This window comes from Paramagnetospirillum kuznetsovii, from assembly GCF_003284725.1.
Lineage (GTDB): Bacteria > Pseudomonadota > Alphaproteobacteria > Rhodospirillales > Magnetospirillaceae > Phaeospirillum > Phaeospirillum kuznetsovii.
The window spans coordinates 1-2,551 of record NZ_PGTO01000052.1; the positions used below are offsets into that span (position 1 = coordinate 1).

A 2,551-nucleotide genomic window follows, 5' to 3' on the forward strand; every position below is an offset into this window, starting at 1 on the left:
CTTTTGGGATTCACCAAGCCCCTTTTGGGATTAACAGTCAGTCGGGATATATTATCCACGATCTTGAAATACCGATTGTGGCCATGGATTAATAAATTGTCCATCTATCGCACCTAGCCTTTTGCCAATTCCGTCAAGGAGATCATCGCACCGTGATCGACGCCAGCACGCCCAGCCTGGACACCGCCCTGGACGCCTGGCGATCGGGCCGTCTGGACCAGGCGCGCGCCCAAGCCGCTGTCTTGGTCGATGAAGACCCGGACAGTGCCATGGCTTGGTGGCTGCTGGGGCGCGTCTGTCTGGACATGGGGGATACCACCGGGGCCTTCGGAGCGCTGTCCGAGGCCGGCCTGCTGGCACCGGACGACATCTCGGTCGCCCTGGCCCTGGCCGAGGCCGAGTGGCGAAACGGAGATGCCGTCGCCGCCCTTGTGCGCATGGCCGCCTTGCCTTCGTCCGAGGCCGCCACCCAGTTGGCTGCCCGCCTGCTCACCGCCCAACGCCCCGAGCCCGGGCACATCCCGCCCGAGGAACTGAACGCTTTCGTCGATCTGCTCAAGGCGGCGGCGCAGTGGATGGTTGCCCGAGAAGGCTGGCTCGAAGCGGCGGCGGTATTCCATCTGGTCACGCGGTTGTCTCCCGACGACCTTGACGCCCAATGCGACCTGATCGGCGCCTCGGCGCGTTCGTGCGGCATGAACATCGCCGAATTGGCCGGAGCCCGCCGTGCGATCGCCGCGTTCCGCCTGGTCCGTCAGCAAGCGCCCTTGAAACCCGCCCTGTGGGGTAATCTGGGCGCGTTGCTGGCCGCCTTGAACGAACGCAGCCACGGCCACGGTCAGGCCGCCGCCGCCGCCGCCGCCCATGCCCATGCCCGCTGGATGGCGCTAGAAACCCCGGGATCTCCGTTGTTTCCCCATGCCCGGGCCGGGGTCGCCGACTTCCTGTACAGCCGCCGTCGCATGGCCGAGGCCGCCAAGGTCTATCGCACCAATCAAGTCCCCGAGATACCCGAAATCGCCGAAACCGTCCTGGATGCCTACCTGACCACCCTGGACCACCGGCTCGAGCGGCTCGAACGGTTGCTGGCAATGCCGCCGAGCCCGGAAACACTGGAACAGGTCGGCATCCTGATCGGCGACATGGGCATGACCAGCGACGCGGCGGAAGTGTTTAATCTTGCCTTGAAGGCAGCCCCGGACAATGTCGCCAACCGCCAGGCCCTGGCCGACATCTTGTCCCGACACCGCCTGCTGGTCGATGCGGCCGCGCTGTTCGCGAACCGGTCGGCGGTCCCCCGCCAGCCCCTGGTTCAACCACCGCCGACCCCATCTTGCACTCCGACCGAAACAGCGTGCCATGACTGACGGACATCACACCCTTATCGACCAGATCGCGCGCGGGCCCCATCCCTTCGTGATCGCCGAAATCGGCATCAACCACAATGGCGACGAAGCTCTGGCAGCCCAAATGATCGAAGCGACCGCCGCAGCCGGCGCCGACTGCGTCAAGATGCAAAGCTTCCATGTCGATGAATACCTGTCGCCGCTGGCCGCCAAAGCCGCCTATCAGGAACAGGGGCCGTTCGCCGGGAAAAGCCAGTACGAGATCATCAAGGCCTGCGAATTGGACATCGCGGCGATGGCCCGGCTGAAGCGCCACGCCGAGCGACTGGGTCTGGTGTTCCTATCGACCCCGTTCGAGCGGGTCAGCCTACGTGAGGTGCTGAGCCTGGCCCCCCAAGCCATCAAGGTCAGTTCCTGCAATCTGACCAACACGCCCTTCCTTGAGGAACTGGCCGCAAGCCGGATCCCGGTGCTGCTTTCCACCGGCATGGCCGACTTGGCGGAAGTCGCCCGCGCGGTGGCGATCTTCAAGGCCGCCGGAACGTCGCTGCTGCTGTTCCAGTGCACCAGCAATTACCCGTCGAAGACCGAGAACGCCAATCTCAGGGTGATGGATACCTACCGCGCGGTCTTCGAGGTTCCTGTCGGCTTTTCGGACCATACACCCGATCATGTCGCCGCCATCGCCGCCGTCGCCCGCGGCGCCGTCGCCATCGAAAAGCATTTCACCTTGTCGCGTGACCTGCCTGGCATCGACCAGAAGGCATCGATCGAACCAGGGCAACTGACGGAACTGGTCCGCGTGGTCCGGCTGACCCGGGCCGCGCTCGGCTCGCCGGTCAAGGTTCGTTGCGGCGAGGAAGAAGACACAACCCGCGCCCTGCGCCGCAGCCTGGTCGCCCTTCGCGACCTGCCCGTCGGCACCCGCCTGGCGGCAAGCGATGTCGCCCCGAAGCGACCCGGGACCGGCCTGGCGGTCGATCAACTCGACCGCTTCGAAGGCCGCCAACTGACCCGTCCGGTGGCAGCACATCAACCTCTGCAACTGGATGATTTCCTGCTATAACCCGACTCTCTGAGAATCCCAAAAGAGGCTTGTGTCCGGCGAGAGAGCGATCCATGAATTTGCTATGTCCGACGCGCCGTTTCTGACCCAAGAGCAACGTGCTTCCCTGACCGCGCTGGCGAAGCGCGGGATGGTCGAG

At 64.8% G+C, this 2,551-nt stretch carries 2 protein-coding genes; both read left to right on the forward strand.

What is annotated here, in order from left to right:
- Positions 1–152: 152 nt before the first annotated feature.
- A complete protein-coding gene (locus CU669_RS20875) occupies positions 153–1,367 on the forward strand; it encodes a tetratricopeptide repeat protein (RefSeq protein ID WP_161539765.1) in 1,215 nt (404 codons plus the stop codon).
- Positions 1,360–2,412 (forward strand): N-acetylneuraminate synthase family protein, encoded by a 1,053-nt coding sequence (locus tag CU669_RS20880; protein ID WP_161539766.1) that lies wholly within the window; start codon positions 1,360–1,362, stop codon positions 2,410–2,412. The genes CU669_RS20875 and CU669_RS20880 overlap by 8 nt, the downstream gene beginning before the upstream one ends.
- Positions 2,413–2,551 lie beyond the last annotated feature (139 nt).

Excerpts from the sequence above, each read along its gene's own strand:
- CU669_RS20880 (WP_161539766.1), top strand. The coding sequence starts at position 1,360 with ATGACTGACGGACATCACACCCTTATCGACCAGATCGCGCGCGGGCCC.